This window comes from Photobacterium sanctipauli, assembly GCF_003026495.1.
GTDB lineage: Bacteria > Pseudomonadota > Gammaproteobacteria > Enterobacterales > Vibrionaceae > Photobacterium > Photobacterium sanctipauli.
On sequence record NZ_PYMA01000009.1, the window covers coordinates 27,736 to 53,427 of the forward strand.

General features: G+C 49.9%; 22 protein-coding genes. 13 read left to right on the top strand and 9 right to left on the bottom strand.

The genetic code is table 11. From position 1 onward, the window contains the following. Positions 1-212: 212 nt before the first annotated feature. The 6 genes from ruvB to aspS form a co-directional block, all read right to left on the bottom strand. Positions 213-1,229 (bottom strand): Holliday junction branch migration DNA helicase RuvB, encoded by a 1,017-nt coding sequence (gene ruvB / locus C9I98_RS14590; RefSeq protein WP_036825045.1) that lies wholly within the window; start codon positions 1,227-1,229, stop codon positions 213-215. A 12-nt stretch (positions 1,230-1,241) separates the two neighbouring features. Continuing rightward, positions 1,242-1,865 (bottom strand): Holliday junction branch migration protein RuvA, encoded by a 624-nt coding sequence (gene ruvA / locus C9I98_RS14595; protein ID WP_036825043.1) that lies wholly within the window; start codon positions 1,863-1,865, stop codon positions 1,242-1,244. Positions 1,866-1,961: 96 nt separating this feature from the next. Beyond that, the gene (locus C9I98_RS14600) at positions 1,962-3,413 is read right to left on the bottom strand and encodes a methyl-accepting chemotaxis protein (protein WP_107272145.1); all 1,452 of its coding nucleotides are present in this window, start codon (positions 3,411-3,413) and stop codon (positions 1,962-1,964) included. Between the two features lie 159 nt (positions 3,414-3,572). After that, positions 3,573-4,094, bottom strand: a complete 522-nt coding sequence (gene ruvC / locus C9I98_RS14605; RefSeq protein WP_036830659.1) for a crossover junction endodeoxyribonuclease RuvC — start codon at positions 4,092-4,094, stop codon at positions 3,573-3,575. Between the two features lie 35 nt (positions 4,095-4,129). Further along, positions 4,130-4,873: a YebC/PmpR family DNA-binding transcriptional regulator gene (locus C9I98_RS14610; RefSeq protein ID WP_107272146.1), complete on the bottom strand. Its 744-nt coding sequence runs from the start codon at positions 4,871-4,873 to the stop codon at positions 4,130-4,132. Between the two features lie 122 nt (positions 4,874-4,995). After that, positions 4,996-6,780 (bottom strand): aspartate--tRNA ligase, encoded by a 1,785-nt coding sequence (aspS, locus tag C9I98_RS14615; RefSeq protein ID WP_036832176.1) that lies wholly within the window; start codon positions 6,778-6,780, stop codon positions 4,996-4,998. A gap of 312 nt (positions 6,781-7,092) precedes the next feature. Here aspS and C9I98_RS14620 point away from each other — a divergent pair, with 312 nt between their 5' ends. Both C9I98_RS14620 and C9I98_RS14625 read left to right on the top strand, forming a co-directional pair. Then, on the top strand, positions 7,093-7,362 hold the full coding sequence (locus C9I98_RS14620; protein WP_036832173.1) for a hypothetical protein: 270 nt from the start codon (positions 7,093-7,095) through the stop codon (positions 7,360-7,362). A gap of 22 nt (positions 7,363-7,384) precedes the next feature. Beyond that, positions 7,385-8,266, top strand: a complete 882-nt coding sequence (locus tag C9I98_RS14625) for a DUF72 domain-containing protein (RefSeq protein ID WP_036832170.1) — start codon at positions 7,385-7,387, stop codon at positions 8,264-8,266. Positions 8,267-8,343: 77 nt separating this feature from the next. Here C9I98_RS14625 and C9I98_RS14630 read toward each other — a convergent pair whose 3' ends face one another. Beyond that, positions 8,344-9,738: a cytochrome c peroxidase gene (locus C9I98_RS14630; protein WP_036832168.1), complete on the bottom strand. Its 1,395-nt coding sequence runs from the start codon at positions 9,736-9,738 to the stop codon at positions 8,344-8,346. A gap of 428 nt (positions 9,739-10,166) precedes the next feature. Between C9I98_RS14630 and cmoA the strand changes: the two genes are divergently transcribed. From cmoA to C9I98_RS14670, 8 genes are all read left to right on the top strand, one after another. Further along, positions 10,167-10,895 (top strand): carboxy-S-adenosyl-L-methionine synthase CmoA, encoded by a 729-nt coding sequence (cmoA, locus tag C9I98_RS14635; RefSeq protein WP_036832165.1) that lies wholly within the window; start codon positions 10,167-10,169, stop codon positions 10,893-10,895. A 15-nt stretch (positions 10,896-10,910) separates the two neighbouring features. Continuing rightward, positions 10,911-11,885 carry a tRNA 5-methoxyuridine(34)/uridine 5-oxyacetic acid(34) synthase CmoB gene (gene cmoB / locus C9I98_RS14640; RefSeq protein WP_036832163.1) on the top strand — a complete coding sequence of 325 codons (975 nt, stop codon included), beginning with the start codon at positions 10,911-10,913 and terminating at the stop codon, positions 11,883-11,885. An 87-nt stretch (positions 11,886-11,972) separates the two neighbouring features. Beyond that, positions 11,973-12,737, top strand: coding sequence for an ATP-dependent zinc protease family protein (locus tag C9I98_RS14645; RefSeq protein ID WP_036832161.1), 765 nt, complete (start codon positions 11,973-11,975; stop codon positions 12,735-12,737). Between the two features lie 21 nt (positions 12,738-12,758). Next, positions 12,759-14,264, top strand: a complete 1,506-nt coding sequence (locus C9I98_RS14650) for an inactive transglutaminase family protein (RefSeq protein ID WP_036832159.1) — start codon at positions 12,759-12,761, stop codon at positions 14,262-14,264. Positions 14,265-14,267: 3 nt separating this feature from the next. Then, positions 14,268-15,242, top strand: a complete 975-nt coding sequence (locus C9I98_RS14655) for an alpha-L-glutamate ligase-like protein (RefSeq protein ID WP_036832158.1) — start codon at positions 14,268-14,270, stop codon at positions 15,240-15,242. 141 nt (positions 15,243-15,383) lie between these two features. Continuing rightward, positions 15,384-16,535, top strand: coding sequence for a MalY/PatB family protein (locus C9I98_RS14660; RefSeq protein WP_107272147.1), 1,152 nt, complete (start codon positions 15,384-15,386; stop codon positions 16,533-16,535). A 112-nt stretch (positions 16,536-16,647) separates the two neighbouring features. Further along, the gene (locus C9I98_RS14665; protein WP_036816815.1) at positions 16,648-17,154 is read left to right on the top strand and encodes a VC2046/SO_2500 family protein; all 507 of its coding nucleotides are present in this window, start codon (positions 16,648-16,650) and stop codon (positions 17,152-17,154) included. Positions 17,155-17,522: 368 nt separating this feature from the next. Continuing rightward, the gene (locus C9I98_RS14670) at positions 17,523-18,215 is read left to right on the top strand and encodes an SDR family oxidoreductase (protein WP_036816813.1); all 693 of its coding nucleotides are present in this window, start codon (positions 17,523-17,525) and stop codon (positions 18,213-18,215) included. 179 nt (positions 18,216-18,394) lie between these two features. Here C9I98_RS14670 and adhE read toward each other — a convergent pair whose 3' ends face one another. Then, positions 18,395-21,085 carry a bifunctional acetaldehyde-CoA/alcohol dehydrogenase gene (gene adhE, locus C9I98_RS14675; RefSeq protein WP_036816811.1) on the bottom strand — a complete coding sequence of 897 codons (2,691 nt, stop codon included), beginning with the start codon at positions 21,083-21,085 and terminating at the stop codon, positions 18,395-18,397. A gap of 710 nt (positions 21,086-21,795) precedes the next feature. Between adhE and C9I98_RS14680 the strand changes: the two genes are divergently transcribed. Beyond that, entirely contained in the window at positions 21,796-22,434 is a 639-nt protein-coding gene (locus C9I98_RS14680) for a YchE family NAAT transporter (RefSeq protein WP_036816809.1), read from the top strand. Between the two features lie 145 nt (positions 22,435-22,579). Next, positions 22,580-23,398 (top strand): ion transporter, encoded by an 819-nt coding sequence (locus C9I98_RS14685; RefSeq protein WP_036816806.1) that lies wholly within the window; start codon positions 22,580-22,582, stop codon positions 23,396-23,398. 88 nt (positions 23,399-23,486) lie between these two features. Here C9I98_RS14685 and cysS read toward each other — a convergent pair whose 3' ends face one another. Next, the gene (gene cysS / locus C9I98_RS14690) at positions 23,487-24,869 is read right to left on the bottom strand and encodes a cysteine--tRNA ligase (RefSeq protein WP_036816804.1); all 1,383 of its coding nucleotides are present in this window, start codon (positions 24,867-24,869) and stop codon (positions 23,487-23,489) included. Between the two features lie 318 nt (positions 24,870-25,187). Here cysS and C9I98_RS14695 point away from each other — a divergent pair, with 318 nt between their 5' ends. Continuing rightward, the gene (locus C9I98_RS14695; RefSeq protein WP_036816801.1) at positions 25,188-25,685 is read left to right on the top strand and encodes a peptidylprolyl isomerase; all 498 of its coding nucleotides are present in this window, start codon (positions 25,188-25,190) and stop codon (positions 25,683-25,685) included. Positions 25,686-25,692 lie beyond the last annotated feature (7 nt).

Sequence of the window (25,692 nt, forward strand, 5' to 3'; positions counted from 1 at the left end):
TAAATTACGCTGGTTTTATAAGCACGCTTTTACTTTGACCATGTTCAGCCAGGGTTAAGCAAAGGCAAATCACAGCTCGAAATGTCATAAAAATGTAAACCGGACACCCACTTTCGGATTAAATTGGCAACCAAAATCGAGAACAAAAAAAAGCGAGGCTAACCAGCCTCGCTTTTTATTACATTTTATATACACCTATTGATGCTTTTTACCTACTTCGCTTCGGGGATATCCAGCCCGAAATGCAGGTAAGCGCGGTGGGTTGCGATGCGCCCGCGAGGCGTACGCTGCAGATAGCCTTGCTGGATCAAATAAGGCTCCAGCACATCTTCAATGGTGTCTTTCTCTTCACCAATAGCCGCGGCAAGGTTATCCAGGCCAACAGGGCCACCCATGAACTTGTCGATAATCGCCATCAGCAACTTACGATCCATATAATCAAAGCCACTGCTATCTACATCGAGCATATCCAAAGCCCGGCTGGCAATATCGGGGCAAATGTGACCATTGCCCTTCACCTCGGCAAAGTCCCTTACACGGCGTAGCAAGCGGTTGGCAATACGCGGCGTGCCACGGGCACGCATCGCGACTTCCATCGCCCCTTCAGGCTCCATCGACAAGCTCAGGCAGTTGGCACTGCGCTGAACAATGTCCTTAAGATCGTCCACCTTGTAGTACTCCAAGCGCTGGGTAATACCAAAGCGATCGCGCAGTGGCGACGTTAGCGAGCCTGCTCGGGTGGTCGCGCCAATGAGTGTGAAAGGCGGCAAATCAATTTTGATCGATCGGGCAGCAGGCCCTTCACCGATCATGATATCGAGTTGGTAGTCTTCCATCGCCGGATACAGCACCTCTTCCACTTGCGGGCTTAGGCGGTGGATCTCATCGATAAACAAAACATCATTTTCTTCGAGGTTGGTCAGCAACGCAGCCAAATCACCGGCCTTTTCAAGCACTGGGCCCGAAGTCGTACGGATACTAACCCCCATTTCATTGGCAACGATATTGGCCAAGGTGGTTTTACCCAACCCCGGCGGGCCGAAAATCAACAGGTGATCCAAGGCTTCATCGCGCAGCTTCGCCGCCTTGATGAAGATTTCCATTTGATCACGCACGTGATCTTGCCCCTGGTAATCTTCAAGCAGCTTAGGTCGGATCGCGCGATCGATAATATCTTCTTCGCGGCTTGTCGGATAATCGCTGGCAACCAGGCGATCGGCTTCAATCATGAGTACCTACCTTTACACCATAGAACGCAGTGCATCGCGGATGATCGCTTCGCTGGTCATATCAGGCTGGACAACTTGTGCCACAACTTTAGAAGCCTGCTGCGGCTTGTAGCCCAGCGCAATCAGTGCACTGACCGCTTCGTCTTCGGCACGTGCCACCGACGCCGTATCTTGAACCGGCGCACTCGATGCCGCGGTATCCAGCGCAGGCGTGAACAAATCGCCTTCGCCCCAGCCTTTCAAGCGATCTTTCATTTCGACCACAAGGCGCTCGGCGGTCTTCTTACCGACACCTGGAATTTTAACCAGCGTGGTAATATCTTCGTTTTCGACACTCAGCACAAACTGACTCGCGGTCATGGCCGATAGGATAGCCAAGCCCAACTTGGGGCCAACACCATTGGCCTTGATCACTTCGCGAAACAGCTCGCGCTCGCTCTTTTTGTTGAAGCCATAAAGCAGCTGGGCATCTTCGCGCACCACGAAATGAGTCGAGATCACTGCTTCCTGGCCAACTTCCGGCAATTCATAAAAACAGCTCATTGGCATCTGAACTTCATAGCCGATGCCACCGACTTCAATCAGTACTTCCGGCGGTTGTTTTTCGATTATGGTTCCACGTAGTCGGCCTATCACAGCAACATCTCTTTATTGATTCACAAAATAGGCTCTAGGATAGTAAAGAGCTGGATGTATATCCAGCTCTTTTTCACCTTCTGCACCGTATTGTGATTAGTGGTTCCCGACCGTGCTATTGAGGCTCATGGCGACGGCTTTTAGGTTCTCCACCTGTTTTGCCAGCTCCGCTCCCTGCTGGGCAACGGAATCTGATACTTGGCTTGTTTCGACCACGCCATTAGCCACCGCGCTGCTGGCTGAGTTCAACTCTTTGAGTGCCTCGACCTGATGGCCAACCGTACCGGCCAAGTGGGCAACATCATTGGACACATTACTCACCTGCTCGATGATACCGGATAGCTCTGTGGCCGTTGCATCAATAACCCGCTGGCCTTGTTCAACTTCTTGCCGGCTCTTGTCCAATAAGGCACGGATTTCGATAGCCGACTGATTACTCTTTGCCGACAGCTCCCTGACTTGATCCGCCACGACGGCAAAGCCTCGTCCTTGCTCCCCTGCCCTTGCCGCCTCAATCGCCGCATTCAACGCCAGTAGGTTGGTTTGCTCGGCTACCGAGGTGATCAAATCGGCCACTGACATGATCTCTGCATTACTACTGAGGATCTGGGCAATGGCCTCGGTCGAGGCATGAAGCGATGCCGAGCTCGCTTCGGCCTGGCGGTGAATCGTCCCGCTTCTGGTTTTTAACTCACAGACGAACTTATCCGATTCGTTGATACCCGCAGTCAGCTGCTTCACTTGCTGGTCCATTTGCTCGGCAGCACTGGCCTGGGAATCGCAATTTAAGTTCAAGCCATTTACCTGCTCATGCAAGGTATGCGACTGTTGCTCCAAGCTCAAAGCGGCTTGGTTAAGGCGATCGGCATTCTCCCCTGCTTGCCCGAGGATCAAGCCAAGCTGCTTTTCCCCTTCGCTGGCTTTTTCCGCTATCGCCTGGCTGGTTTGCCTTGCCGTTTCTGCTGCCAAAATAGCAGCTTGCCGTTGGCGAACGGTGTAGGCCTGAGCAATGCCAATCACGATCAATGGCAGCATAATGCCCGACCAAACCTCGATGTGTTCAGCAGCATTTGATAGTTCAATCTGGGGAAATGCATATCCCGATAACGATTGCTGGATCATCCATGCCGACGCGGCAACCACCACAACCGTCCACACGCCGGCCATCACCACCCTTGCCGCCAAGAAAAAGGCCACAACGAGCAACGGCATCCAAAATGCTTGGCTCGATGCAACCACACCGCCACTTTGGTACACGATATTAAAGGCGTGGGTGACCATACCGAGGAAACCAAGGTTCAAGGCGATTTCCGGCGCACGGAATACCCGGAGCACCACCACGGCCAATAGCTCACAGCTGATAAGAATGATTGAAGTCGTCACCAACAGGTTGTGCTCATGGTTCGACCATTTGATTAGGCTATAAAGCCCGACAAAGAATGAAAGCAAGGTGAAGAAAAGAAGGGTGTCTACATAACGGGTGTCTTCAGCTTGCCAATCATTTGTAGAAGGCAAGAACAAGCCCCGCCATATTGCCAATGGGGTCATGTAATATGTTCCTTATATTTTAGTTGTATGACCTCCGACCAATATATGTCACGTAACAATAGGTTAACAATCAAAAAAAGCAGCCAATGGCTGCTTTATGATCTAAATCGCATTCTGAGAAGGTGAACAGTAGTTATCTAACACACTGTTATTTCAGGCTTAACGATAGCGCCCTCTGCGAGCACCACGCGCTTGACCCGCCATTGCCACCAGCGTTTTATGGGTATGGGCATGACAAATGGCCACCGCCAATGCATCGGCGGCATCAGCCTGTGGTTTGCCCGGTAATTTCAGTACCGAACGCACCATATGTTGTACCTGTGCCTTGTCAGCACCACCGGTTCCCACCACGGCCTGCTTGATAAGACGGGCGGCGTATTCATTAACGGGCAAGTCGGCATTCACCGCTGCTACAATCGCACTGCCGCGCGCTTGGCCAAGCTTAAGTGCCGAGCTGGCGTTCTTGCCCATGAAGACTTCTTCGATGGCAAACACGTCCGGCTGGAACTGGGTGATCACTTCCGACACGCCCGCATAGATCTGCTTGAGGCGCCCCGGAATATCCTCGACCGAGGTTCGAATGCAACCGCTGCCGAGGTATTCAAGGTGACGCCCGACTTGGCGTATCACACCGTATCCGGTGATCCGCGAGCCGGGGTCAATCCCTAGAATGACTGACATTCAGCCATGCTCCTTTCTGTCTGGCTAGCAAGCACTTACAGCTGTGCTGCCACTTCGTCGGAAATATCACCGTTGTGGTAAACTTCCTGTACGTCGTCCAGATCTTCCAGTGCGTCAATCAGGCGAAGTAGCTTAGGTGCAGTGTCTGCATCCAAGTCGGCCTTGGTTGAAGGCACTAGGGTCACTTCCGCGTTTTGCGCTTCGAAGCCAGCACCGTCCAGTGCATCTTTCACTGGGCCGAAATCTGCAGGCGTTGTGTAAACGTCGATAGAACCATCGTCGTTGGTTTCTACGTCGTCAGCACCGCCTTCCAGCGCCGCTTCCATTACCGCATCTTCGTCTAGGCCTGCCGGGTAAGAAATCACACCTTTCTTATCGAACAAGTAGTTTACGCTACCATCGGTACCTAGGTTGCCGCCTGCCTTAGAGAAAGCATGACGTACGCCAGAAACTGTGCGGTTACGGTTATCAGTCATACACTCAACCATTACCGCGGTGCCGCCTGGGCCGTAACCTTCGTAGATCACGGTTTCCATGTTCTCTTCACCTTCGCCACCAGCACCACGGCTCACGGCGCGGTTCACGGTGTCACGGGTCATGTTGTTTGACAATGCTTTATCAATAGCGGCACGCAGGCGTGGGTTGTTATCAGGCTCGCCGCCGCCTTCTTTCGCTGCTACCACTATTTCGCGGATCAACTTAGTGAAGATTTTACCGCGCTTCGCATCCTGTGCGGCTTTACGGTGTTTGATATTGGCAAATTTACTATGACCAGCCATTTCATTCTCCGGATTCTATTGAGCCTCTCGCTCAACGTTTCACAAAATTAAAAAGGGATACAGTTTATAGAGGCTATAAACAAAGACTGGCCTTTCGGCCAGTCTGTAGACAGTGCGGAGTCTTATTCTTGCTCTGCGTTGTCTTTCTGCGCTGCTGTCACCGCAATGGCTAGTTCTTCTAGCGCTGCTGGGTTAGCCAGGCTTGGTGCGTCTGTTAGCAGACAAGAGGCTGCGGTTGTTTTAGGGAACGCGATAACATCACGGATGTTCTCGGTACCACATAGCAGCATAACCAAACGGTCTAGACCAAATGCTAGGCCAGCGTGTGGCGGAGTACCAAACTTCAATGCGTCTAGTAGGAAGCCGAACTTCGCTTTTTGCTCTTCCGCTTCGATACCCAGAATGCTGAATACCGCAGACTGCATCTCAGCATTGTGGATACGAACAGAACCACCGCCCACTTCGTAGCCGTTGATAACCATATCGTATGCATTTGAGTTTGCCGTCGCAGGGTTAGCCGCTAGCTCTTCTGGGCTCACACCCAGTGGCGATGTGAATGGGTGGTGCATCGCGTGAAGGTTGCCTTCGTCGTCTTCCTCGAACATTGGGAAGTCAACAACCCATAGCGGTGCCCAAGCATTGGTGTCGGTTAGCTCTAGATCAGTACCTAGTTTCAGACGAAGTGCGCCCATTGCTTCTTCAACAACACGCTTCTTGTCTGCGCCGAATAGGATGATATCGCCAGATTCAGCCTGAGTGCGGTCTAGCAGCTGTGCTACCACTTCTTCGTTCAGGAATTTAGCAACCGGAGACTGAACACCTTCGAAGCCTGCTTCGCGGTCGTTCACCTTCATCCATGCCAAGCCTTTCGCACCGTAGATGCCAACGAACTTGGTGTACTCGTCGATCTGCTTACGGGTTAGCTTCGCACCACCCGGTACGCGGATCACGGCAACACGGCCTTTCTCGTCGTTTGCCGGGCCAGAGAATACCTTGAAGTCAACATCTTTCAGGATGTCTGCAACATCAACAAGCTCTAGCGGGTTACGTAGGTCTGGCTTATCAGAGCCAAAGCGACGCATCGCTTCTGCGAATGGCATGATTGGGAAAGTACCTAGGTCAACGTCTAGCAGCTCTTTCCACATTTCATTGATCATGCGCTCTGTCACTTCGCGAACTTGCTCAGCAGACATGAACGAGGTTTCGATATCGATCTGGGTGAATTCCGGCTGACGGTCAGCACGTAGGTCTTCGTCACGGAAACACTTAACGATCTGGTAGTAACGATCGAAGCCAGACATCATCAGCAGCTGCTTAAATAGCTGTGGAGATTGCGGCAACGCGTAGAAGCTACCTTTGTGAACACGGCTTGGTACTAGGTAGTCACGTGCACCTTCCGGTGTCGCTTTGGTCAGTACTGGCGTTTCGATATCTAGGAAGTCGTTAGTATCTAGGAAACGACGAACAAAGCTAGACGCTTTCGCACGTAGCTTGATACGGTCGCTCATTTCCGGGCGACGTAGGTCTAGGTAGCGGTACTTTAGGCGCTGCTCTTCAGAGTTGTTCTGGTTGAAGTCTAGCGGTAGCACGTCTGAGCGGTTGATGATTTCCAGGCCAGTAGCCAAAATTTCAACTTCACCCGTTGCCATGTCTTTGTTGACTTGGCTTTCTGGACGAACACGTACTTCACCAGTTAGACGGATACAGAATTCGTTGCGCAGTTGGTTGGCGACTTCGAATACATCTTTCATATCCGGATCAACAACTACCTGAACAATACCTTCGCGATCTCGCATATCGATAAAGATAAGACCGCCTAAATCACGACGACGATTAACCCAGCCGCATAACTCTACTGTTTGCCCTGCTAGGGACTTGTTCAGGTGACCACAATATTGGGTGCGCATATGAAATTCCCGATCTGTTTACTAACTTTCCTAAGTACACGGCAGGCTAGCAAGCTCAAACCATGCACCAACTGAATCCTTCCCGGCCAAATTGATTAAACTTCACCCAAAATGGCGAGTTAACGGTTGCCGAGAGACAAAAATAACGAGGTATTATATACCCAACTACGCTTAACATGAACCTTGCATCTCTAAGTTAGCGACTTGGTCTCATCTAAAGTCGATAGCAACGACTAACAAACATTGACCAGGCGCAAACAAAGTTTGCACAATGGTGCCAGCCCGCCCCTACCACAAGTCAAGGATCGCCCCATGAATGAGCCTGTTTCAATCGAGCAGCTTGATAAAAAAATCAAAAAGCAAAAGTTAGGCTTTATGATCAACCTTTGCTGCGTTTTGCTGCTCGCAATGTTAACGGTGTTACGTTATTTCAGTGCTGACGATAGTTGGTGGATCACGGGTATTGCTTTCGTTTTCTGTACCGCCGCCCTTAAATCGAATCACAAATTCTGGCAAAAAACCGTTAACCTGAAGCAAGATAGGATTGCCGCTAGCAAAAAACAGTCGCGGCGTAACGGATAAAAATAGAACTGGTAATAGAACAATGACAATACCCGTAACCCGTCCAGTTTTACTTGGCCTGACCATGTGGTCCCATAACCACTGGCAACAGAGCCTCTATGGCCGAGGCTGTAAGTCGGGAGACCGATTGGCAAAATACGCCGAGGTTTTCCACACTGTCGAGGGCAATACCACCTTCTACGCCACGCCTGCATTGCAAACCACAACCAAGTGGCGCGATGCCACCCCCGACGATTTCATCTTTACCTTTAAGCTACCGCAGGCCATTACCCACCAGCACCAACTGCTGCACTGTGAGCAGCTGCTCACTGACTTTTTCTCGGTAATGGCACCGGTCGAGCACAAGGTCGGGCTATGGAAAATCCAGCTTCCCGCCCAGTTTGGGCCAAATGGCCTTGCCGCCTTGGAAAAATTCTTGCGCAAATTGCCCAAGCACTTCCCGGTGGGGGTTGAGGTCCGGCATCCGGCTTTCTTTGCCAAGGGCGAAGACGAAAAAGCGCTCAACCGCCTGTTAATCGAGCACGGGGCCAATCGCATTATCATGGATAGCCGCCCGGTGTTTGCCGCGCCGCCCACCACGCCAGCGGTGATTGACGCCCACCAGAAAAAGCCCCATGTACCGGTGCATGCCATTGCCACCGCCGCCACCCCGATGATCCGCTTTATCGGCCACCCCGACGAAGCCGAAAACGATGCGTTCTTTGCCAACTGGCTGATCCGCCTCCCCCGGTGGCTGGCTGAGGGCAAGCAACCCATGCTGTTCATCCATACCCCGGACAACAACCACGCCCCGGAATTAGCAGTACGGCTTTATCGCCAACTGCAACAGCACATTCCCGATACCGCCCTGCCGGATGTGGCGTTGCCCAAACCAGAGGACAGCGGGCAATTTCAACTGATTTAAATGTGCGAGCGATTTTGATGGGGCATACTAAAACGCCCCACCATTTCTGGCAGGGCGCTGGATATAGAAGGTTATGCTTATTGCAAAATCTGGCCGTTATATTCCCCCGTTAGGGTTTCCAGGTAAGCCGTGATCTTGGTAATTTCCGTCTCGCTAAGTTTGACGCCCACTTGGTAGTAAGCCATCTTATCGACAGCCTCTTCCAAAGTCTCGACGCTACCATCGTGGAAGTATGGTGCCGTTAGCGCAATATTACGCAACGTCGGAACTTTGAAACGATGCTTGTCACCATCATCGCCGGTCACGTTGTAGCGGCCAAAATCAACCTCGGTCACATTGCCGCGATCAGCAAAATAGTCGTGTTTCAGACCCATGACCTCAAAGCCCTGCCCACCCAATGCTTCGCCAACGTGGCAGGTTGAACATTTATATTGCTTGAACAACTCATAGCCCTTTTGCTCGGTGGCATTCAGCGCCGTCTGATCGCCACGCACAAACTGATCGAAGCGGCTATTTGGGGTCACCAAGGTTTTCTCAAACTCCGCAATCGCGTCGGTTATGGTTTGCTCGGTAATACCTTCTTCGTAGATCGCCGCAAATTTTGCCACCATCGTCGGATCATCTAACAATTTATCCGAAATTTGGTGCCAAGATTCAGACGCCATTTCCAGCGGGTTTAGTGGTGGCCCACCCGCTTGTTCCTGCAGATCGGCGGCTCGGCCATCCCAAAACTGGTGAGTATTAAATACCGAGTTAAATACCGTTGGTGCATTAATTGGTCCAATCGCATCGTTGACCCCCAGCGAGGTTGGCAAGCGATCCACACCGCCTGTTTCCAACGAGTGGCAGCTCGCGCATGATACGGTGTCATCACCCGATAGGCGGGTATCATGGAACAGCGCATCACCCAACGCGACCTTCGCTTCGTCTACCTTAAATACGGTACGAATAGGCTGCACCGCATCGTATTTAAACTCGTCGGTAATATTCACTTGGTCATGGTGGCGTAACCGCTCTTGTCGTACCCACTTCGCCAATGTATCTGTCTCTGCTGCCGACAGCTTCGAACGCCAGTGCATCGAAAGGTACAAGGCAGGAGGCATGCTACCGTCTTCCAATACCGATTCCAGCTTGGCTAGCTCCAACTCTGAAACCAATTCACCCGCACGAACCTGTGCCATCATCGACTCGATATTGAAATGGCGCATCCCCACTTCGATATCCTTGTCCATCAACTGCTTGGCCACCGGCAACTTGCCATAAAATGGCATGTCGCTATCACTGGTATGGCAGTATGAGCAACCATTATTGTTCAAGATGGCAAAGGCTTTAGATGATAGCTCCCCAACCGATTCGCCTTGTTTGTCCTGGGCACGGCTTTCGCTTAATTGCTGATCAAAGTTGTCGACGATAGCGACGGTCGCAAGGTATGCGGCTACCCCTACTCCAACTGCAAGCTTTAGTTTTTTCATTTTTGCTTTCCCCTAATTATCTGGGGGCAAACTAATGAGCTTGCTATTTAGTATCCAATTGAAAAAAGTGGATGCTTTCATAGAAGAAAACGATAAAACAATTAGTTAACAGGAAACACTGAGTAAAACACTACAAGCTAAAGGGGTTTTCGCAACTGTTAATCAACCAGTCACATAGACACAACATATATTTTGTTACAACTCATCAACGCCCGCCGCCCAACACTCATCAACAATGTGCCACAGCACTGCTACCTGGTAGTAAAATCTATAAAGACAAATGGCCGCAATTTCTCTACAATACGCGACCTTTCAGGGGTGAAGGATCGCCTTAGGTTTCAGATATTCAACCAAGTGCTTTTGCACCGTTAACTATCAACCCGATACGTTGGATCCCAGTTCTTTATACAGTTAAGAGGTTCGTGGAAATGGCAGGTCACGACAATATTTTTGCCGCACCCATCGAAAAACTTGGTGACTTTACGTTTGACGCCCGCGTCGCTGAAGTCTTTCCAGATATGATCCAGCGCTCTGTGCCGGGTTATAGCAATATTATTTCCGCGATTGGGATGCTTGCCGAGCGCTTCGCCAAACCACACTCTAAGATCTACGATCTTGGCTGCTCCCTGGGTGCCGCGACCCTATCGATGCGTCGCCATATCAACCAAGAAGGCTGCGAAATTATTGCGGTCGACAATTCTGCCGCGATGGTTGAGCGCTGCCGCCTTCATATCGATGCTTACCGTTCGGATACCCCGGTATCTGTTGTCGAAGCCGATATTCGCGATATCGAAATCAACGATGCGTCGGTGGTGGTACTGAACTTCACCCTTCAGTTTCTTGCGCCAGAAGATCGCCAAACACTGCTAGAAAAAATCTACGCGGGATTGCGCCCAGGCGGCATTCTTATCCTGTCTGAAAAATACATTTTTGACGACGAGCGCTCGAACGAGCTGCTCATCGACTTGCACCACGACTTCAAGCGAGCCAATGGCTACAGCGAGCTGGAAATCAGCCAAAAACGCAGTGCCATTGAAAATGTCATGCGCCCGGATAGCATCGAGACCCACAAGCAGCGCTTTGCCAAGATTGGCTTTAGCAGCTCGGAAGTGTGGTTCCAATGCTTCAACTTCGGCTCAATGTTCGCGATTAAATAAGGTTACCTGTTGTTTATGTTTAGTTTTTCTGAATTTTACCAGCTACTTGCCCAGCACGAGACGCTTCGCCCATGGCTAAATACATTGCCAAAGCAGCTTAGCGACTGGGAAGACAAAGCACACGGTGACATGGGTCGCTGGATGCGCGCGCTGAAAAAGTTTCCAACAGACAAGCCAGATATTATTGATATCAAAAACGAAGTCAGTGTTCGCAACGAGAACGCCATTGCCGACGGTGAGCAGAAGCGCTTGGAGAGCTTGCTGCGCCTGCTACACCCATGGCGCAAGGGTCCGTACAATATGCACGGTATCCACATCGACACCGAGTGGCGCTCTGACTGGAAATGGGATCGCGTACTGCCGCACATTTCCCCGCTGAAAGGCCGCACGGTATTGGACGTTGGCTGTGGCAACGGCTACCACATGTGGCGCATGCTGGGTGAGGAAGCCAAGCTAACCGTTGGTATCGACCCATCTAACCTCTTTTTGATCCAGTTCGAAGCCATTAAGCGCCTAATGGGTCAAGATGATCGCGCTTTCTTGCTACCGCTGGGTATTGAAGATCTGCCAGAACTGAAGGCTTTCGATACCGTATTCAGCATGGGCGTGCTATATCACCGCCGTTCGCCGCTTGATCACATCATCCAGCTTAAGAACCAGCTTCGCAAAGATGGCGAGGTCATTCTGGAAACCTTGGTGATTGATGGTGACGAGAACGCAGTATTGGTGCCAACCCACCGCTACGCGCAAATGCACAATGTCTACTTCTTCCCGTCTGCCAAGGCACTTAAGGTATGGATGGAGAAATGTGGCTTTGTAGACGTGAAAATCGTTGACGAGTGTGTCACCAGCATCAATGAGCAACGCTCAACGGAATGGATGACTAACAATTCATTGCCGGAATATTTGGACCCGAATGATCCGAGCAAAACTATCGAAGGATACCCTGCACCTAAGCGTGCGGTGCTAATTGCAAGAAATCCTGACTAAGTACTGACAAGGGGATGCTGTTCGCATCCCTTTTTCTCAGATAAAATACCGCCGACTAAAGAAAAATAATTCCTTTTGGGAGATATAATGCTTCGCCGCTGCTTGCCAATTATTACTCTGGCTATCCTTTCAGGTTGTACCCTTACACAGCCACAAGACCAAGAAAAAACCATGTTGGCCATCAATACGATGGAAGACCGTGTAAATTTCCAACTTGCCACTATGATTACTCAAATAGATGCGCAAAATGAACATATTGCAAACTTGGAAAAAGAGCTATCATCAATATCAAAGGAAATGTCTGCTAATCAGAGCAACACTTTGCTAATGCAGCCACTTCACGTTGAGGAAGAAGAGCCAATTGTTGCCGCTGACGTTGAAGTCGATACCCGTGTTGCCCACGGCAAAGTGATTCTCGGCGAAGAAGAATGGGTCTGGATTGACTCAATGGCGACATTCTTTAAGGCGCGTATCGATACTGGTGCAACAACCTCGTCACTGAGTGCCACCGATATTCAAATTTTCGAGCGTGATGGTAAAGAATGGGCAAGATTCAATTTAAACCACACTTCTGATGAAGCACCTGAAAAAGCTGATATTGTAGAAGCGCCAGTGATTCGCTGGGTGAAGATCCGCCAGGCCAATTCTAGTGAAGCAGTTCGCCGTCCAGTTATCGAAGCATGGGTAAAATTGGGACAGCTGCATGAAAAAGCACAATTTACTTTGGCAGATCGCACTCAAATGACCTATCCAGTATTACTAGGTCGTGAATTTTTCAAAGACATCGCCCTTGTCGATGTAGGCAAAAAATTCGTTCAAGGAATGAATGAACAACAAGTACAAAAAAACTAATAACAATTTGATGAGGATGTCATGACGTCAAGAATCCCGTTTTATTTTTTAATCACCCTACTTGTTATTGCAGGGGCTGCGCTAAGCATGTACCGCCATGACATCTACGGTGTGCCTTGGACACCGGGTGAAGAGCGTGCCATGTGGGAACTCGAGGCCCGTATCGAGTTTGATGCTATCGGTGACCCTGTAAAAGTATCGATGGCAGCGCCTGAGACTCAACAGGGCTTTACCCAGATCGACGAAACCACCTCCTCTCCGGGCTACGGCGTCGCGCTTATCGATACCGACAAGGGCCGCCGTGCCGAATGGTCTATCCGTGAGGCCAACGGCAAGCAGATCCTTTACTACAAGACCCAAATGCTGGTTGATGATCAGGCAAGCTTCAAGTATGAGCCCCCGAAAGGCGATACTGTCGCGGTTAGCCTAGACAACCCTCAGCAAACCGCCGCAACAGCCCTGCTCGATCAGGCTCGAAGCCTATCATCGGACAACACCACGCTCACCCGTGAGTTGATCAAGCAATTTAACGACCGCAACAACCAGAATGCGTCTTTGCTACTGAACAACCTTAGCCGTGAACAAGCCATTATCAACCTACTATCGCTAGAGAAAATCCACGCCCGTATCGTAGGTGGCTTGCAGCTGGAAGATGGTCGTCGTCGCCAGAGCATCACGCCAATGGCCGAGGTGTGGGATGGCGAAGTATGGCAATTGTTCGACCTACAAACAGGTCAAGAAGGCAAACCGGATAACATCCTGCTTTGGAACCAGCAAGGTCACTCATTGCTTGACGTGATCGGCGGTCGCAACTCTAACATCAGCTTCTCGATCATTGCCCAGGACATTACGCCGCAGCAGGCAACCCGCGAGAAGGTACAGGCTGAAGATCTACTGAACTTCTCAATCCACAGCCTACCGGTTGAAGAACAGGCCATGTTCAAAACCATCATGCTGGTACCGATTGGCGCACTGATTGTGGTCTTCCTGCGTATTATCATTGGTCTTAAAACCTCCGGTACCTTCATGCCGGTACTGATTGCCGTGGCCTTCGTACAAACACAGCTGATCACCGGTATTCTCGGCTTCTTGCTGATTGTCGGCACTGGTTTGGTGATCCGAAGTTACCTGTCGAAACTGAACTTGCTGCTGGTAGCGAGGATATCGGCGGTTATCATCACGGTTATCATGATTATCTCGGTATTCACCGTTGTCGCGTTCAAGATCGGACTTGTTGAAGGCCTTACCATCACCTTCTTCCCGATGATCATCTTGTCATGGACCATCGAGCGTATGTCGATCCTATGGGAAGAGGAAGGGGCGAAAGAAGTCTTCATCCAAGGTGGTGGCTCGCTGCTAACCGCAGTCTTTGTATACATTGCAATGACCAACCCTATGGTTCGTCACCTAACGTTCAACTTCATTGGTATCCAGCTAATTATCTTGGCATTGATCCTGATGCTAGGTAACTACACAGGCTACCGCCTAAGTGAGCTACGCCGCTTCAAGCCATTAGCGGAGGACTAAGCTATGTCGCTACTGTCACAGTTTACTTCTCCCTTCAAGCTACGTGAGCGTGGCATCATGGGGATGAACCAGCGTAACCACAGCTACATTGGTCGCTACAACGACCGTAGCCTGTACCCGCTGGTTGATGACAAGCTAAAGACCAAGCTCATTGCCAAGCAAGCTGGTGCCACCGTCCCTGAGCTGATCGGTGTTATCGACAGCCAGGTGTACGTGAAGCGCGTACACGATATGGTTAAAGACTGGCCGGGCTTTGTTATCAAGCCAGCCCAGGGCTCTGGTGGTAAAGGGATTCTGGTGATTATCCGCCATAAAGACGGTATCTATGTGAAACCGTCTGGCGCAGAAATCAACAAGCAAGATGTCGAACGCCACATTACCAATACCCTTGCGGGGCTTTTCTCGCTGGGTGGTAAGAACGATGTTGCGATGGTCGAAAACCTGATCCAGTTTGATGACGTATTTGACGGCTTTAGTTACGAAGGGGTGCCAGATGTGCGCGTCATCGTCTTCAAGGGCTACCCTGTAATGGCAATGATGCGTTGTTCAACCGCAGCTTCCGACGGCAAGGCCAACCTCCACCAAGGGGCTGTCGGCGTCGGTATCGATATCGCCAGCGGCAAGGCTATCCGTGCTGTCCAGTTTGACCAGCCAGTGGAACGCCACCCGGATACCGACCGTTTGCTCAGCGAGCTGGCTGTACCCAACTGGCACAAACTGCTTACCCTGGCTTCCAGCGCATGGGAGATGACGGGACTTGGCTACATGGGCACAGACATGGTGCTTGATAAGGTCTACGGCCCGATGGTACTTGAACTCAACGCCCGCCCTGGCCTTGCCATCCAGACCGCTAATGGTGCCGGTTTGCTGCCACGCCTACAGCACATTGAAAACTTGGGTGTACATGCCAAGCCGCCGACACCGGAAGAGCGTGTCGCCTATGCTGCCGAGCAGTTTGGTGTTAAATCGCAGTTCTAGCGAGTCGCACAGAACCTATAGCTTATGCCTACGACGAAGCCCCAGCCTTGTGCTGGGGCTTTTGCTTGGTGACACTACTAACATCATTAAGTGATAATTTGAGTATAAAATAGCCATATCGTTTTCAGCCAAGGACATACCATGCCAGGACACGCACCGCATCCGCTCTTTGACCAGCCGGTCGACCGTACTGCCAGCAACAGCATCAAATGGAACAAGTACAAGGGCCAAGATATCCTGCCGATGTGGGTGGCAGACAGCGACTTCAAGGTACCGCAGGCAATCACCCAAGCACTCCACCAGCATGTAGATCATGGTGTGTTTGGCTATGGCTGCGCGCCACAGTCGCTCACCCAGTTGCTGGTTGAACGAATGGCAAGCTTGTACCAGTGGCATATTGAGCCTGAATGGATCGTCTACCTGCCGGGACTAGTGTGCGGGATAAACCTTGCGGTACGCTCACAAACCACACCTGAGCAAGGGGTGCTTTGCCCAACCCCAATTTACCCACCGTTTAAGTCATCGGTAAAACTGGCCAAGCGTGAGCTCTCCCTATTGCCGGTGACGCTCAAGCAGCAACGCTGGCTAATGTCACTCGATGACAGTGCCGTCACGCCAAATTCGAGATTGCTGTTGTTTTGCAACCCGCTCAATCCGGGGGGAACCGTCTACAGCAGAGAGGAACTCGAAGCCGTGGCGCAATATGCCGACCAGCATGACTTGATTGTCTGCTCCGATGAAATCCATTGTGATTTGATTTTGGATCCCCAGCGCCGCCATATTCCATTTGCTAGCCTGAGCCAAGCGGCAGAGCAACGCGCTATTACCCTCATCGCCCCAAGCAAAACCTTCAACATAGCCGGTTTGGGTGCCTCAGTGGCCATCATCCCCAACCCGCACATTCGCCGCCAGTTCATCAAAGAAAAGGCCGGGATCGTACCCGAAGTCAACGTACTGGCTTATACCGCAGCTGAAGCCGCCTATGCCCACGGGCAAGCGTGGCTGGATGAGCAACTGCATTTTCTACGCGGGCACAAAGCCAAGCTTGAGCAAGCCATTAATGCAATGCCGTACCTGACCCTCCACCCTATAGAAGGGACATATTTGGCTTGGATTGATGCATCTGAGCTGCCTGTACCATCGCCGTTCAAGTTCTTTGAGCGAGCCGGCGTCGGGCTGTCACCGGGGGCTGATTTCGGCAATGCGAAGTTCGTTCGCTTAAACTTCGCCTGCCGTACCGAGCTCCTCGATGAGGCGCTGCGCAGAATGGAACAAGCCATCGCGGCGTTATAACCTCATAAATTCTCAAAATATCAGTATTTTTCGCTAAAGAAATTCACTGCCGCACCGATATATAACTTAGTCACTCAATGAAGTGATATTGAATAGGTTTCGGTGCGGATAAATGCAAATCCATACATTAGACAAAGCACAGTTAATCAACGAGGTACAGTTAGGTACCCACCTCAACCATGCGGTTGAAGGTGGACGTCGCGCTGACTTCGGCTTGATGCTGGCGATGTTATCGCCCGACCACCTTGAGACCACACCTGTTGATGCCCTGCCCAAACCAGGCAAAACAGAGCCTGAACTCCGGGCGTACTTCGAATTGCAAGATCCGCAACCGCTGACAACCTCAGAGCACTGCTACGATAATGGCGCCCGCCAAGCACAGGCTTTTCACGACAGCGGCTTGGCCGATGTGCGCTTGCTGCAGGGTTTACAACCAACGGCGCTGACGTTTCCGCCACAGGGGACCAAAGGCATGCCAGAAGAGTTGTACCATAACCTTTCTGGCCATGAACGCCGGATCTTGCCGCCGAAAGAAGATGCGACAATCCAAGCCTCGCCGCAAGATCTGTATTTGTCATTGGTGCAAGCCAAGCGCTTCGCGGAAATGTACCAAAGCTAAGTATCCGCTTTGACGCTTCACAACAACCAATAGCGCCTAAATTACCCGGCAGCTGGCCCCTTCCCTAGCGCCAAGTTAACCGCAAAATACTACTTGCAACTATTGTTATACCAATTGCATATAAATATTACCGTTATCACATTATTGCTCATTTCGTGACCACCTTCATAGCTTTGCTATTCGGAGCGCGCACAACGATCACAGTTCACTAACATTTATTAACACACAGCAGCACTTTGGGCGCTTTTTCACAGTTATATTGCTGATAAAGGCTTAATGTCAGGTTAATTATTTGTAAGCAGGTTGAAACAGGACTAGCACAAAATATTCCACTAAAGCTAGCTTCAACCACCGAGATAGGAAGAGTTATGAATATTGCTCAATCAGTCATACTCGTTACTGCAGCTGGTAGCCCGCTAGGCAAAGCAATTTCCATGCATTTTGCCTCTTTGGGCGCAAAACTGGCGCTGGTCGATGTACGCCAATTCGAATTACAACAAACACTGAAGGCTTGCCAAGCGATTGGCGGTCACTGCCAGTCTTATCTCATTGCCGATCAGTCTGAGCCTTCTATCGCCACCATGATCGGTAATGTCCACCAGCATTATGGGCAAATTGATGTACTGGTTAACTGCTGGCTAGGCTCGGAGCTGCCCTCTTTGCTTAGCCCCACAGCTGTCGATCAGTTCAGCCGCTCGATGGCAGAAGAAGCCACCTCCTTCTTCACCTTCGGCAAGCAAACAGCCAATTATATGCGAGAGCATGAGTGCCACGGGGTGATCATCAATCTCGCGATCAACGATGGTGATGGGCAAAATACGATTAATTCAGGTTCGAAAGCGATGGTATCTGGCTTGACCCAAAGCTGGGCCAAAGAATTGGCTGAATTTAATATTCGAGTCGGCGGCGTGGTACCATTGACCATCAACTGCCCGTACCAAACGCAGCAATGCAGTAATGTAATCAGCCTACCCATGCAATATGAAATTGTCAGAAGTGCCGAATATATTGTCGCCAATGATTACTTCAATGGCCGGATGATAGAAGCCGAAGTGGGTTAATTTCCCTGGCTTCCCAAATACTGCGACCAAAATAAAACGAGCGCTTTTCGCGCTCGTTTTGTTTTATACCAACCCCATCGATTGCCTAGCACTCTTATCTAAACAACAGAGACAAAAAAGCCCGCCAAAATGGCGGGCTAAAATTTTTCACGTTTTAAGTGCGCTAGCTAAAACAATGATTATGCTTCAGCTTTTTCTTTTTTCGCTTTAGCAGCAGGCTTGTCTTCAGACTTCTTGATTACAGAAGTACCTTCGAAAGTTTCGCCTTCAACGTATGCTTTACCGTAGTAAGACGCTGTTAGCACCTCTTTCAGCTCGCTGATTAGAGGGTAGCGTGGGTTAGCACCTGTACACTGGTCATCGAACGCTTCAACAGATAGCTCGTCTAGTTTCGCTAGGAAGTCTGCTTCTGGAACACCCGCAGCCTGGATAGACATTGGGATTTCTAGGTTAGTCTTCAGCTCGTCTAGCCATGCTAGTAGACGCTCGATCTTCTGAGCAGTACGGTCACCTTCCTGGCTCAGGCCTAGGTGGTCAGCAACTTCAGCGTAACGACGACGTGCCTGTGGACGGTCGTACTGAGAGAATGCAGTCTGCTTAGTTGGGTTGTCGTTAGCGTTGTAGCGAACAACGTTAGAGATTAGTAGTGCGTTCGCCAAGCCGTGTGGTAGGTGGAACTCAGCACCAATCTTGTGCGCCATTGAGTGACACACACCTAGGAAGGCGTTCGCAAACGCGATACCCGCGATAGTTGCAGCGTTGTGTACTTTCTCACGTGCGATTGGGTCGTTAGCACCGTTCGCGTAGCTTGAAGGTAGGTACTCTTTTAGCATCTTAAGTGCTTGTAGAGCCTGGCCGTCAGAGTATTCGTTCGCTAGAACAGATACGTAAGCTTCTAGTGCGTGAGTTACCGCATCGTAACCACCGAAAGCAGTTAGCGACTTAGGCATGTTCATTACTAGGTTCGCATCAACGATAGCCATTTGTGGCGTTAGCTCGTAGTCAGCTAGTGGGTACTTAGCACCAGTCTTGTCGTCAGTAACAACCGCAAATGGTGTAACTTCAGAACCTGTACCAGACGTTGTGGTGATACATACAAGCTCAGCTTTCTTACCCATTTTAGGGAACTTGTAGATACGCTTACGGATATCCATAAAGCGCATTGCTAGTTCTTCGAAGTGCGTTTCTGGGTGCTCGTACATTACCCACATGATTTTCGCAGCATCCATTGGTGAACCACCACCAAGCGCTAGAATCACGTCTGGCTGGAAGCTCTTCATCGCTTCTGCACCTTTCTCAACAACGGTCAGCGTTGGATCCGCTTCTACGTCGAAGAAAGTCTGTACTTCCATGCCCTGCTGCTTAAGAAGGCTAACTACTTCATCAGCGTAACCGTTGTTGAATAGGAAACGGTCAGTCACAAGGAATGCACGCTTCTTGCCTTCTAGGTCGCTAAGTGCGATTGGAAGGCTACCACGACGGAAGTAGATTGATTTAGGTAGTTTGTGCCACAACATATTTTCAGCTCGCTTCGCTACTGTCTTCTTGTTGATAAGGTGCTTAGGACCCACGTTCTCAGAGATAGAGTTACCACCCCAAGAACCACAACCAAGAGTTAGAGAAGGTGCTACGTTGAAGTTGTAAAGGTCACCGATACCACCGTGAGTAGTCGGGATGTTTACAAGGATACGTGCTGTTTTCAGCTTGTCACCGAAGTACTTGATACGGTCTTGGTTAACATCTTGGTTAGTGTATAGACCAGATGTGTGGCCGATACCGCCGATCTCAACCATAGTTACCGCCTGATCAACAGCGTCTTCGAAGTTATCAGCGCGGAATAGACCCAGAGTTGGAGACAGTTTCTCGTGAGCGAATGCGTCGTCGTAAGACACTTTGCCAAGACCTTCACCAACCAATACTTTCGTGTCAGCTGGTACTTTAACACCTGCCATCTCAGCGATAGCTGGAGCTGGCTGGCCCACGATTTTCGCGTTTAGCGCGCCGTCGATAAGCAGTACTTTACGTACTTTGTCAGCTTCTGCTTTGCTTAGAACGTAAGCTTTGTGAGTTGCGAAACGCTCTTTCACTTCGTCGTATACTGAATCAACAACGATTGCAGCCTGCTCAGAAGCACATACTACGCCGTTATCGAATGTCTTAGACATTAGGATAGAAGCAACAGCACGCTTAACGTCAGCCGTTTCGTCGATAACAACAGGAACGTTACCTGCACCTACACCGATAGCTGGCTTACCAGAAGAGTATGCCGCTTTAACCATGCCTGGACCACCAGTTGCAAGGATAAGGTTGATGTCATCGTGCTTCATCAGTGCGTTAGATAGCTCTACAGATGGCTGGTCGATCCAACCGATAATGTCTTTTGGCGCACCCGCAGCGATAGCAGCATCAAGTACTAGCTTAGCAGCGTCGTTGGTAGAGTTTTTAGCACGTGGGTGTGGCGAGAAGATGATCGCGTTACGTGTTTTAAGCGAGATAAGAGATTTGAAGATTGCAGTAGATGTTGGGTTAGTTGTCGGTACGATACCGCAAATGATACCTACTGGCTCTGCGATAGTCATGGTGCCGAACTCGTCGTTCTCATCCAAAATACCGCAAGTTTTTTCGTCTTTGTATTTGTTGTAGATAAATTCTGAAGCGAAGTGGTTTTTAATAACCTTATCTTCAACAATACCCATACCAGATTCAGCAACAGCTTGTTGAGCTAGAGGAATACGTGCATTGTTTGCTGCAAGAGAAGCCGCACGGAAGATTTTGTCTACTTGCTCCTGAGAGTAAGTTGCAAACTCTTTCTGAGCCGCTTTAACGCGTGCAATCATTGCATCTAGTTCAGCCATATTTGTTACAGGCATAGTTAACTCCTAACTTAATATTGAAAACTTTTTAGTAAGGATACGTCTTACATCCTTGGGGTTATCACTGCATCTTGCTCACAAACCGATAACACACATTCTTAGTAAATCGCTTTCAAAACTGATTATATTATTTCACAGTGTGAAAAAAATTGATTTAGATCACTTGTAACCATTTAGGATTACACTTTGTCAAAATTTGATCTCAATCATGCAAAATCAGCAACTTATCAGGGCGTTTTGCGAGCCAACAGGTTGAAAAACGCACAAGCCCTTGTTTTTGCAGTATCAGGTTGCTTTTTATATTACGTAATAATTCTACATAAACGATCATATTGATGGTCAAATGTGATCGGTATCACGTTATCATTTGTTTGCGTTACAGCACGTGTGTCAATCTTGTAGCACCAATAATACCCATAAAGGGTAAGCGAAATTTCACTCACTTTACAGCCGGGTAACAACATATTCATAAATAACTTTAAATAACGGCCGATATAACTATTTTTAATTGGTACAAAACATAACTTTGGCTTAAAGTAGCGCCGATCAACAATTCATCACTTTATTCTTCGAAAGAGAGTTCAACGGATCGACACGCCTTTCGCCTGCCAATCTCCGCGAACACTTCGGAATCGTTTGCCTATACTGATGGGTGTTGAGTAGCGAAGCCCGCTTCCTTGTATTAATTCCAAACCAGAATACTAAGAATGCAAACACTCGAACTTGCTATTTTTCTTCAATTTTTTGTCGGCCTGATCGCGGCCGTCAACCCAATCGGTATCATGCCTATTTTCGTTTCTCTTACCGGCCACATGAGCCCAGAGGAGCGTAACAAAACGGCCTATACCGCTAACATCGCCGTTGCGGTGATTCTAACGGTATCGCTACTTGCCGGTCAGATGCTGCTTGATATGTTCAGTATCTCTCTCGACTCGTTCCGCGTGGCCGGTGGTTTGCTGCTGTTGACCATCGCCTTCTCGATGATGAGTGGTAAGTTGGGTGAAGATAAACAGAACAAGCAGGAAAAATCAGAGTCGGTAAGCCGAGAGCAGATTGGCGTCGTACCACTGGCCATGCCATTGATGGCCGGCCCGGGTGCCATCAGTTCAACCATTGTTTACGGCTCTCGCTACCCTGACATGCCGAGCACCCTAGGTATCGCGGCAACCATTGTCATCTTTGCATTCAGTTGTTGGCTGCTGTTTCGAGCCGCGCCTATCATCGTACGCGTGCTTGGACAAACCGGTATCAACGTCATCACCCGTATTATGGGTCTGATCCTTGCCGCGCTGGGCATCGAGTTCATTGCCAACGGCTTGCGCGCACTGTTCCCGGGTTTGGCATAACACCGGGCCATTATCGAAATAAAGAGAGACACTTTGCTGTCTCTCTCATTTTTTAAACTTCCTGCCTGCCAACCCACATTCTCCCCGCTTTACTGCTTCAGTTAGGTATATCCTTTAAATATCATCCACTAAGCAGCAAGGTTGTATGGTTACCCTCAATCGGCGCCAGCGGTGCTACCAAATCATTTTCGGCACTCAAACCAAGGCAGGACAGCGGTTCGATATTGCACTGATTGTCGCCATCCTGTGCTCTGAGCTCATACTGATCCTGTCATCGATTTACAGTGTCGAAAGGGAGTACTCACGCGCACTAAACACCCTTGAATGGGTATTCACCCTACTTTTTACCGTCGAGTATATTTTGCGCCTGTACTGCTCACCCAAGCCCTGGGCCTATGCCCGCAGCTTTTACGGTGTTATCGACCTTATCGCGGTACTGCCTAGCTACCTCGCCTTCCTCTTTCCCGGCTCGAACTACCTTCTCGTCGTCCGCTTGATCAGGGTGATGCGGATTTTTCGGATCCTTAAACTGGCGCGCTTCCTCAAAGATTCCAATATCTTGCTTCGCTCCCTGTTAATGGCCCAGCGCAAGATATTAGTTTTTTTCAGTACCGTTGCTATTTTGGTTACCGTGCTTGGCTCGTTGCTCTATATCATCGAAGGGCCGGAGAATGGGTTCACCAGTATTCCCACCAGCATATACTGGGCCATTGTGACCATTACTACCGTGGGCTACGGTGACATCGTACCGCAAACCGACATCGGCAAGGCACTCGCCTCGTTTACCATGCTACTTGGCTATTCCATTTTGGCTGTCCCCACCGGCATTATCACCGCCGAACTGAGCCAAGAAATGAAAACCCAGCGTGAACTGATCCGCTGCATCAACTGCTCGACCAGCGGCCATGAAGAAGACTCGAACTACTGCCGCAAATGTGGCGCCGAGTTACCGGGCAAGATATAGGCCGAAGAGTTCGGCCCAGTGATAAGTACCAGGCATAAAAAACCGGAGCGCGATGCTCCGGTTTCTATATTTAACTAAGGCTTGATGCTTACTTACGGCGCCAAGTGGTGCCTTGCGGGCCATCTTCAAGGATGATGCCCATTGCCATTAGCTTGTCACGCGCTTCATCGGCTGCGCCCCAGTCTTTGGCTGCACGCGCATCAAGACGCTGCTGGATCAATGATTCGATTTCTGCAACATCGTCGTCTTCGCCTGCACCGCCCTGTAGGAAAGCTTCAGGCTCTTGCGCCAATAGACCCAGCACGTCAGCCAACTCACGCATGCGCGCACCCAATGCAGATGCCGCAGCAAGATCTTCACCTTTCAGGCGGTTGATTTCACGCGCCATGTCAAATAGCACAGAGTAGGCTTCAGGCGTGTTGAAGTCATCATCCATCGACGCTTTAAAGCGAGCAACGAACTCATCACCGCCGCCGGCTTCAACAGAGGCGTCAAGGCCGCGAAGTGAAGTGTATAGACGCTCAAGCGCTGAACGTGCCTGCTTCAGGTTATCTTCGCTGTAGTTCAATTGGCTACGGTAGTGGCCAGACATCAGGAAGTAACGCACAGTTTCCGCATCGAAGTGGCCAAGTACATCACGGATAGTGAAGAAGTTACCCAAAGACTTGGACATTTTTTCGCGGTCAACCATTACCATGCCGCTGTGCATCCAAGTATTCACATACTTAGAGCCAGTTGCACAGCATGACTGAGCGATTTCGTTCTCATGGTGTGGGAACTGCAAATCAGAACCACCGCCGTGGATATCGAAGTGATCACCCAAGATAGCCGAGTTCATTGCAGAACACTCGATGTGCCAGCCCGGACGGCCTGCACCCCATGGTGATTCCCAAGTAGGCTCACCCGGCTTAGACATTTTCCACAGTACGAAATCAAGCGGGCTACGCTTAGCCGTTTCGATATCAACGCGAGCACCGGCTTGTAGTTGCTCAAGGTCTTGCTTGGAAAGCTTGCCGTATTCGTCGAACTTGCTTACTTCAAACATCACGTCGCCGTTGTCGGCAACGTAAGCAAAGCCGCGCTCGATCAGACGCTCACACATTGCAATGATTTCAGCGATGTAGCCTGTCGCACGAGGTTCGATATCTGGACGCTTCATGCCTAGGGCATCAAAGTCGTTGTGCATCTCACCGATCAGGCGCTCAGTTAGCGAATCACAGCTCTCGCCGTTTTCTGCCGCACGCTTGATGATCTTGTCATCGATATCTGTGATGTTACGGACGAAAGTTAAGTCGTAACCCGAGTAGCGCAGGTAACGCGAAACCACGTCGAACGACACGAAAGTACGACCGTGACCGATGTGACATAAATCGTAGATGGTAACCCCACAGACGTACATGCCTACTTTACCAGGCTGGATGGGTTTGAATTCCTCTTTCTGTCTTGTGAGTGAGTTATAGATCTTCAACATGTCTCTTAGATACTCATTTTTGGGGTTACGGTATAAGGCTGTAATTACACCTTTATTGGCAAGCTAAGGCAAGGAAAAATACCGTTCTGACGGTAGATGACCGTGTAAAGTATATCGCCCAGCGTTAATTTTGCTCACCGCCTTGAGCCAAGGCGATTCATGCGAACTACACATCCTTCATCTATAGTTAGGCAAAAGGCTAAGTTTTCACCTATTTAAGCCTGAGATCGCTATCCGCTCCGGTTAATATTGACGCCCATACCGAGTAAGATAGAATCCAATGTTTAAAGCAATATACATCCATTAAAGGACAATCTCATGGTAACGCTTCACACTACTTTTGGTGACATCAAAATTCAGCTAAACACAGAAAAAGCGCCTGAAACGTGTGCAAACTTCCTGCAATACTGCCGTGACGGTTTTTACAACGGTACGCTTTTCCACCGTGTAATTGACGGCTTCATGATTCAGGGCGGCGGTATGGCGTCTGGCATGGAAGAAAAAGAAACGCGCGCACCAATCAAAAACGAAGCAAGCAACGGCCTAAGCAACAAAGTGGGTACGTTGGCAATGGCTCGCACAATGGAACCGCATTCTGCAAGCTCTCAGTTCTTCATCAACGTTAACGACAACAAATTCCTAGACTTCAAATCAGAGACACCTGATGGTTGGGGCTACTGTGTATTTGCTGAAGTTGTTGAAGGCATGGACGTAGTAAACAAGATCAAGGGCGTATCGACAGGCAACTGGGGCTACGTTCACCAAGACGTACCTGTTGAAGAAGTTGTAATCAACAGCGTAACAATCGAAGAGTAATTCTTCA

What these genes read in the sequence shown, in the direction of transcription:
- C9I98_RS14620 (WP_036832173.1), top strand. Translation starts at nt 7,093, where the DNA reads ATGAATGAGCCTGTTTCAATCGAGCAGCTTGATAAAAAAATCAAAAAG.
- C9I98_RS14685 (WP_036816806.1), top strand. Translation starts at nt 22,580, where the DNA reads ATGGTTACCCTCAATCGGCGCCAGCGGTGCTACCAAATCATTTTCGGC.
- cysS (WP_036816804.1), bottom strand. Translation starts at nt 24,869, where the DNA reads ATGTTGAAGATCTATAACTCACTCACAAGACAGAAAGAGGAATTCAAA.
- C9I98_RS14670 (WP_036816813.1), top strand. Translation starts at nt 17,523, where the DNA reads ATGAATATTGCTCAATCAGTCATACTCGTTACTGCAGCTGGTAGCCCG.
- C9I98_RS14630 (WP_036832168.1), bottom strand. Translation starts at nt 9,738, where the DNA reads ATGAAAAAACTAAAGCTTGCAGTTGGAGTAGGGGTAGCCGCATACCTT.
- C9I98_RS14625 (WP_036832170.1), top strand. Translation starts at nt 7,385, where the DNA reads ATGACAATACCCGTAACCCGTCCAGTTTTACTTGGCCTGACCATGTGG.
- C9I98_RS14645 (WP_036832161.1), top strand. Translation starts at nt 11,973, where the DNA reads ATGCTTCGCCGCTGCTTGCCAATTATTACTCTGGCTATCCTTTCAGGT.
- C9I98_RS14695 (WP_036816801.1), top strand. Translation starts at nt 25,188, where the DNA reads ATGGTAACGCTTCACACTACTTTTGGTGACATCAAAATTCAGCTAAAC.
- cmoA (WP_036832165.1), top strand. Translation starts at nt 10,167, where the DNA reads ATGGCAGGTCACGACAATATTTTTGCCGCACCCATCGAAAAACTTGGT.
- C9I98_RS14660 (WP_107272147.1), top strand. Translation starts at nt 15,384, where the DNA reads ATGCCAGGACACGCACCGCATCCGCTCTTTGACCAGCCGGTCGACCGT.
- ruvC (WP_036830659.1), bottom strand. Translation starts at nt 4,094, where the DNA reads ATGTCAGTCATTCTAGGGATTGACCCCGGCTCGCGGATCACCGGATAC.
- C9I98_RS14600 (WP_107272145.1), bottom strand. Translation starts at nt 3,413, where the DNA reads ATGACCCCATTGGCAATATGGCGGGGCTTGTTCTTGCCTTCTACAAAT.
- C9I98_RS14665 (WP_036816815.1), top strand. Translation starts at nt 16,648, where the DNA reads ATGCAAATCCATACATTAGACAAAGCACAGTTAATCAACGAGGTACAG.
- C9I98_RS14680 (WP_036816809.1), top strand. Translation starts at nt 21,796, where the DNA reads ATGCAAACACTCGAACTTGCTATTTTTCTTCAATTTTTTGTCGGCCTG.
- adhE (WP_036816811.1), bottom strand. Translation starts at nt 21,085, where the DNA reads ATGCCTGTAACAAATATGGCTGAACTAGATGCAATGATTGCACGCGTT.
- C9I98_RS14655 (WP_036832158.1), top strand. Translation starts at nt 14,268, where the DNA reads ATGTCGCTACTGTCACAGTTTACTTCTCCCTTCAAGCTACGTGAGCGT.
- cmoB (WP_036832163.1), top strand. Translation starts at nt 10,911, where the DNA reads ATGTTTAGTTTTTCTGAATTTTACCAGCTACTTGCCCAGCACGAGACG.
- C9I98_RS14610 (WP_107272146.1), bottom strand. Translation starts at nt 4,873, where the DNA reads ATGGCTGGTCATAGTAAATTTGCCAATATCAAACACCGTAAAGCCGCA.
- ruvB (WP_036825045.1), bottom strand. Translation starts at nt 1,229, where the DNA reads ATGATTGAAGCCGATCGCCTGGTTGCCAGCGATTATCCGACAAGCCGC.
- aspS (WP_036832176.1), bottom strand. Translation starts at nt 6,780, where the DNA reads ATGCGCACCCAATATTGTGGTCACCTGAACAAGTCCCTAGCAGGGCAA.
- C9I98_RS14650 (WP_036832159.1), top strand. Translation starts at nt 12,759, where the DNA reads ATGACGTCAAGAATCCCGTTTTATTTTTTAATCACCCTACTTGTTATT.